This window comes from Herbaspirillum lusitanum P6-12, assembly GCF_000256565.1.
In the GTDB taxonomy this organism is placed as follows: Bacteria; Pseudomonadota; Gammaproteobacteria; order Burkholderiales; family Burkholderiaceae_D; genus Herbaspirillum; species Herbaspirillum lusitanum.
The window spans coordinates 1-6,211 of record NZ_AJHH01000318.1 but is presented as its reverse complement, the minus strand read 5'-3'; the positions used below and the strand labels follow the sequence as shown (position 1 = coordinate 6,211).

Genomic DNA, 6,211 nt, shown 5'->3' with positions numbered 1-6,211 from the left:
TGCATCACGGCGGCCACCCCCTGATGTGGAAGACCCTTCCACCGGCAGGTTGCGGCTGCCCCAGTCGTACATCGCCGCGATCACGATGCGAAAATCGCGGCCGCGTTCAGTCAGGATGTATTCGTAGCGCGGCGGATGTTCGCGATACCGGCGCCGCTCCAGCAGGCCGGCGTCGACCAACGTCTGCAGACGGCGCGTCAGCATGTTGGGGGATATTGCCAGATTTTTCTGAAACTGGTCGAAGCGGGTCAATCCGCGCAGGCAGTCGCGCAGAATCAGAATGCTCCACCACTCGCCCACCATCTGCAGTGTGCAAGCGACGGGGCATTCCGCATCGGCTATGCATTTGTGACGCATGCGCGGATCGGCTTACTTGAGATAGCGCGCGGCAGGCTTGCTGAGCGACAGGTTGGGGGCCATGGCGTGACGTGCGGCGGTCAGCGCTTCCCATTGGCCGACGTCGGGCAGCGATGGGATTGTCACTTGCTCGCCCAGGTCGAGACCGGCCAGCGCGGCGTCAACCAGATCGTCCACTTCCATCAGCATTTCGGCCGGCAGGTTTTCGATGGCGGTGCCGGAACGCTCCCAGATTTCGGTGCGGGTGGCGCCCGGCAACACGGCCTGCACGCGCACGCCATGATTGCCCAGTTCTTTTTGCAGCGATTGGCTCAGGTTCAGCACGAAGGCCTTGGTGCCGCTGTAGGCGCCGTTGAACAGTTCAGGCGCCAGCGCCAGCACCGAGGCGACGTTGATCAGCGTGCCGCCCTTGCGCGCGATGAAGCCGGGCGCGATTGCTGCGGCCAGGCGCAGTACGGCGGTGATGTTGAGCTGGATCATGGCGTCGTATTGTTCGATGTCGCCGTCGGCCAGCTCACCCGAGATCGACATGCCGGCGTTGTTGAGCAGCATGGTCACCGAGGCGTCGCTGCGCAGGCGCTGTTCGACTTTCAGCAGGTCGGCCTTGTTGACCAGATCGGCAGGCAGGATCTCGACCTTGACGGAAGTTTCCTTGCGCAGGCGCGCGGCCAGCGTTTCCAGGCGCTTGACGTCGCGCGCCACCAGAATCAGGTCGTAGCCCCGGCGCGCCAGGCGGTCTGCGTAAGTGGCGCCGATGCCGGTCGAGGCGCCGGTGATCAGGGCGGTGCCGGGCTTGTTGCTGGTTGGGTTGCTCATTTTTTTCTCCAAAAGGTTAGTGGTAATGCCCGACGATTCGGCCAGTTACTTGCATAATAATAGTTACTAGGCGAAAGTCAAGCAAGTTCATCATTTCAATCAGGACGATAGGGAATGCCTAACGGAGGCCCGATGCCCGATGTCTGAGATCGACCCCCGACAACGATGCGTCAGAACGGATGGATAACCTGAGGAGAATGCGTGCAGCGTGATGCACCCATGTGTGCGGGTTCACGGGCGAGATGTGGCGCTATGGCCTGATCCGGATGCGGGGAGCTCCCGGCGGGAAGAAAATGTGCGCAGTGTTACACGTGACTGGCGTGCAGGCATTCTTCGACGGTATCGACAACTTTGTAGAGCGCGACAAAGCCGGTATCGTCAAAGACTTCGCGCACGGACGGGCGCATGCCGGCCACCAGGAGACAATCCCGTGCGCCTTGGGCTTTTTTGCTGAGCTGATACAGCACCCGTAATCCGGCCGACCCGAGTTCGGTCAGGCCGCTGAAATCAAGGATCAGTTTTTTCGCCGTACCATCGCATTGCTCGCGCAACTGAACCACAAATTCTCCGGCGCCATTGGCATCCAGACGGCCGGTGGCGCGTACGATCATCACGCCGTCATTTTGGCTGGTTTCCAGCTTCATGGTGTCTTCCATCGGTTGTGAGGGCTTTGTATTATGAACGCGCCTCGTGCACCGGAGCGCCGCGAATGGTTACCAATCGTTACCAGCGCCCCTCATCTTTTTGTAACTCGATTTTATTAGCGCTGAATTACGAAAATATTCCGCATTGAACCGCGGAAAAATACCAACGCCGAATCGTTTTTTCTCAAATTCATTAAATACATCACATTGTGATATATTTAACCGCTCCGGTTTTCCGGACGCCATCCTCTTTGCTCACCCTTCTGAATCCCGCCATGCGCCGCCACCAACGTGATTTCGGCCTCGACCGCCGTGTACTTTTTCTTGCCGGCATTGCCGTCATCATCGGTGGCATCAGCACCGTCGCTGCCTTCGTGCTGCTGAACCTGATCCATTTTTTTACAAATCTGTTTTTCTTCCAGACGTTCTCGCTTGCGGATCGCTCGCCCGCCACCCACACGATGGGCATCGTGGTGGTGATCGTGCCGGTCATCGGCGGACTGATCGTCGGACTGATGGCGCGCTTCGGCTCGGACAAGATCCGCGGCCACGGCATCCCGGAAGCCATCGAAGCCATCCTGTTCGGCAAGAGCAAGATGTCCGGCAAGGTTGCGGTGCTCAAACCGCTGGCGTCGGGCATCGTCATCGGCAGCGGCGGACCGTTCGGCGCCGAAGGACCGATCATCATGACCGGGGGCGCGATCGGCTCGCTGATCGCGCAGCATTTCCACGTCAGCGCCGCCGAGCGCAAAACCTTGTTGGTCGCGGGCGCCACGGCCGGCATGACCGCGGTGTTCGGCACACCGGTTGCAGCAGTGCTGCTGGCGGTGGAGCTGCTGCTGTTCGAATGGCGGCCACGCAGTCTGTTGCCGGTGATCCTGGCCTGCGCGGTAGCCGGTTTTGCGCGGCCGTTGCTGCTGGAACCGGGACCGCTGTTCCCGTTGCACACCGATCCGGTCGGCTTGTCGGCGCTGCTGGTGTGCATCGTCGCCGGCCTGCTGAGCGGCGCATTGTCATCCGCGATGTCGATGGCCTTGTACTGGATTGAAGACCGTTTCCACGCTTTGCCGCTGCACTGGATGTGGTGGCCGGCGCTAGGGGCGGTGGCAGTCGGCATCGGCGGCTATTTCGAACCGCGCGCGCTGGGTGTGGGCTACGACGTCATCGCCGATCTGCTCAACCACCACCTGGCGATGTCGGCAGTGCTGGCCTTGCTGGTGGTGAAAGCGATCATCTGGGTGATTGCGCTCGGTTCAGGCACCTCCGGCGGCGTGCTGGCGCCCTTGCTGATGCTGGGCGCAGGACTTGGCACCGCAATCGCTTACGTGGTCCCCGGCAGCGATCCGGCCTTGTGGCCGCTGGTGTGCATGGCGGCGGTGCTGTCCGGCGTGCTCGGTGCGCCGCTGACGGCGGCGGTGTTTGCGCTGGGATTGACGGGCGACTTCAACGCCTTCCTGCCGCTGCTGCTGGCGACCGGGATTTCCTACGGCTTCACGGTGCTGGTCATGCGGCGCTCCATCATGACCGAGAAGATCGCGCGGCGCGGCCTGCACATTTATCGCGAGTACAGCGTCGATCCGCAGGAACGCATGTTCGTGGAAGAAGTGATGACGCGCGAGCCGGTAACGATTTCCGCCTCGCTCAGTCTGGAGGAGATCGCTACCGTCTACTTCGGCGCGACGCAACAGCATCGGGCCTTCCCGGTCTGCGACAACAAGGGAAAGCTGATCGGCATGCTTGATCGCCACGCCCTGCTCGGGCATCTCGACAAGCACGCCGCCGCCACGCCCGTCGGTGAACTGCTGACGTCGTCCACGTCCCTGCTCGCCTTCTCCACCGAAACCTGCCAGTCGATTGCGCGGCGCATGGCGGCACATCACGTCGAGCGCCTGCCGGTCGTGGCCGATGCCTCGTCACTGCAGCTGATCGGCATCGTCAGCCGCAGCGACCTGGTCAAACCGGCGCACACGGTATTCCACGAAGAGCACGTGCGCGAACGACTGGCGCAGCGCTGAACAAGACGAATCAGACGCGCATAAAAAACGGCACAGGCTTCGACCCCTGTGCCGTTCGCTCTCCGAAGAGAACGCAGAACAAACTGATGCTTGCTGATGCTTATTGGTGCTGCATGATCACACTGCGCTGACGTCGAGCTCCGCTTCGGTATTCGCGATCACGTCTTCCTTGCTCACGCCGGTGGCCAGTTCGATCAGCTTCAGACCTTGCGGCGTCACGTCGATCACGCCGAGATCGGTGATGATGCGATTGACCACGCCCACGCCGGTCAGCGGCAGGTTGCATTGCTTCAGGATCTTTTGCGAGATGCTGCCATCCTTGCCCTTGGCCACGTGCTCCATCAGCACCACCACGCGGCCGACACCGGCCACCAGGTCCATCGCGCCGCCCATGCCCTTGACCATCTTGCCCGGGATCATCCAGTTGGCCAGGTCGCCTTGTTGCGACACCTGCATCGCACCCAGGATCGCGATGTTGATCTTGCCGCCGCGGATCATGCCGAAGGAATCCGCCGAGGCGAAGAAGGACGAGCCGGGAATGGTCGTCACGGTTTGCTTGCCGGCGTTGATCAGGTCGGCGTCGACCTTGTCTTCGGTCGGGAACGGGCCGATGCCGAGCAGGCCGTTTTCCGATTGCAGCCAGACTTCAATATCCTTGGGAACGTGATTCGCCACCAGGGTCGGCAAGCCGATGCCGAGGTTGACGTAAAGCCATTTCGTCTCTGGTCCATGCCATTTCATGATCTCCTTATTTCGCCGCAGCCGAAACCGTGCGTTGTTCGATGCGCTTTTCCGGCGTGGCGTTGACCACGATGCGGTGCACGAAAATGCCGGCGGTATGGATCTGGTCCGGGTCGAGCTCGCCGACTTCAACCAGTTCCTCGACTTCGACCACGGTGATCTTGCCGGCCATGGCGACGTTGGGATTGAAGTTGCGCGCGGTCTTGTTGAAGACCAGGTTGCCGGCCTTGTCAGCCTTGTGCGCCTTGACCAGCGAGACGTCGGCCACCAGCGAGCGTTCCATGACGTACTTGGCGCCGTCGAACTCGCGGATTTCCTTGCCTTCGGCGACCAAGGTGCCGACACCGGTCTTGGTGAAGAACGCCGGGATGCCGGCGCCGCCGGCGCGCAGCTTTTCCGCCAGCGTGCCTTGCGGGGTGAATTCGAGTTCCAGTTCGCCGGCCAGGTACTGGCGTTCGAACTCCTTGTTTTCGCCGACGTAGGACGCGATCATTTTCTTGATCTGGCGCGTGGTCAGCAGCTGGCCGAGACCGAAACCATCGACCCCGGCGTTGTTCGAAATCGCCGTGAGGTTCTGTACGCCGGAGTCGCGCAAGGCCGCAATCAGCGCTTCGGGAATGCCGCACAGGCCGAAGCCGCCGACGGCAATCGTCTGGCCGTCCTTGACGATGTCGGATAACGCGCTGGACGCGTCGGGATAGACTTTATTCACGTGTCTCCTTTCGATTCTTATAGGTTCAAAATGTCAGCAGGCATCATAGGACGCTGATAGGGCAGCAACAATACGGTAAAAATACCTAGAATCCCCGCCAGGCCTTAGAATTCGGAATCCTGACCAGTATTTTTACGATACAAGAACTTTCCCTGGACAATGAGCAACTCGCATTCCGTCGACTTCGAACAAGTATTCATGCACGCCCCGATCGGCATGTGCGTGTCGCACAATCGTGTGATCCAGCAAAGCAATCTGGCGCTGGCGAAGATGTTCGGCTATGCGCCGGGTGAACTGTCGGGCCAGTCCTTCATGGTGCTGTATCCGACTGCGGACGAATTCGAACGCACCGGCGTGCGCCTGGTGCCGATCCTCAACGAAAAGGGGTTCTATTCGGACGAACGCATCATGAAGCGCGCCAGCGATGAAATGTTCTGGTGCCACGTCACCGGCGCCTCGCTGGTGCAGGGCGATCCGCATGCGGCCGGTATCTGGACTTTTGAAGACGTCAGCGCCAAACGTCCGCTTGCTCCCGGACTGACGCCACGCGAACGCGAGATCGCCGCGCTGCTGGTGGAAGGCAAGACCAGCAAGCTGATCGCACGCCAGGTTGAACTCAGCCCGCGTACCGTGGAAATGCACCGCGCCCGGCTGATGCGCAAATTCGGCGCGGCGACGTCTTCCGAACTCGTGCACAAGCTGCTCAGCATCACTCCCTGAAACCGGCTAGCCCTCTCCCCATTCCGGCTCGTCGGCAAACCGCCCCGCCAAAAAATCCAGCATGGTGCGCAAGGTCGCAGGCATGTGCTTGCGCGAGGCATACACGCCGTAGATGTCGAGCACCGTCGGTTCGTGTTGCGGCAGCAGCGCCACCAGCTTGCCGGACGCCACATATGGCGCAGCCGCATAGGATGGCAGATGGGCAA

Annotated in this window: 7 protein-coding genes and 1 pseudogene; 2 read left to right on the top strand and 6 right to left on the bottom strand. The window is 61.0% G+C overall.

Translation table 11 applies throughout. The annotated features are described in order from the left end of the window. The 3 genes from HLUSI_RS0109960 to HLUSI_RS0109950 all read right to left on the bottom strand — a co-directional run. A partial coding sequence (locus tag HLUSI_RS0109960) for a winged helix-turn-helix transcriptional regulator (RefSeq protein WP_029363343.1) occupies positions 1 to 357 on the bottom strand: 357 nt, incomplete at its 3' end. A 12-nt stretch (positions 358 to 369) separates the two neighbouring features. Then, positions 370 to 1,173: an SDR family NAD(P)-dependent oxidoreductase gene (locus HLUSI_RS0109955; RefSeq protein WP_016833827.1), complete on the bottom strand. Its 804-nt coding sequence runs from the start codon at positions 1,171 to 1,173 to the stop codon at positions 370 to 372. A 305-nt stretch (positions 1,174 to 1,478) separates the two neighbouring features. After that, complete coding sequence (locus tag HLUSI_RS0109950; protein WP_016833826.1) at positions 1,479 to 1,817, bottom strand: STAS domain-containing protein; 339 nt, start codon at positions 1,815 to 1,817, stop codon at positions 1,479 to 1,481. Positions 1,818 to 2,092: 275 nt separating this feature from the next. On the opposite strand from HLUSI_RS0109950, the gene HLUSI_RS0109945 reads away from it, so the two are divergent. Continuing rightward, entirely contained in the window at positions 2,093 to 3,832 is a 1,740-nt protein-coding gene (locus tag HLUSI_RS0109945) for a chloride channel protein (RefSeq protein ID WP_016833825.1), read from the top strand. Between the two features lie 117 nt (positions 3,833 to 3,949). Here the strand turns inward: HLUSI_RS0109945 and HLUSI_RS0109940 are convergent. Both HLUSI_RS0109940 and HLUSI_RS0109935 read right to left on the bottom strand, forming a co-directional pair. Next, positions 3,950 to 4,568, bottom strand: a pseudogene (locus tag HLUSI_RS0109940) (3-oxoacid CoA-transferase subunit B). A 12-nt stretch (positions 4,569 to 4,580) separates the two neighbouring features. Further along, the gene (locus HLUSI_RS0109935) at positions 4,581 to 5,285 is read right to left on the bottom strand and encodes a CoA transferase subunit A (RefSeq protein ID WP_016833824.1); all 705 of its coding nucleotides are present in this window, start codon (positions 5,283 to 5,285) and stop codon (positions 4,581 to 4,583) included. Between the two features lie 159 nt (positions 5,286 to 5,444). Here HLUSI_RS0109935 and HLUSI_RS0109930 point away from each other — a divergent pair, with 159 nt between their 5' ends. After that, positions 5,445 to 6,005, top strand: coding sequence for a PAS and helix-turn-helix domain-containing protein (locus HLUSI_RS0109930; RefSeq protein ID WP_016833823.1), 561 nt, complete (start codon positions 5,445 to 5,447; stop codon positions 6,003 to 6,005). Between the two features lie 6 nt (positions 6,006 to 6,011). Here the strand turns inward: HLUSI_RS0109930 and HLUSI_RS27965 are convergent. Then, positions 6,012 to 6,211: LysR substrate-binding domain-containing protein (locus tag HLUSI_RS27965; RefSeq protein WP_040503347.1), on the bottom strand; the 200-nt coding region annotated here is incomplete at its 5' end.

Excerpts from the sequence above, each read along its gene's own strand:
- HLUSI_RS0109955 (WP_016833827.1), bottom strand. The coding sequence starts at position 1,173 with ATGAGCAACCCAACCAGCAACAAGCCCGGCACCGCCCTGATCACCGGC.
- HLUSI_RS0109950 (WP_016833826.1), bottom strand. The coding sequence starts at position 1,817 with ATGAAGCTGGAAACCAGCCAAAATGACGGCGTGATGATCGTACGCGCC.
- HLUSI_RS0109945 (WP_016833825.1), top strand. The coding sequence starts at position 2,093 with ATGCGCCGCCACCAACGTGATTTCGGCCTCGACCGCCGTGTACTTTTT.
- HLUSI_RS0109930 (WP_016833823.1), top strand. The coding sequence starts at position 5,445 with ATGAGCAACTCGCATTCCGTCGACTTCGAACAAGTATTCATGCACGCC.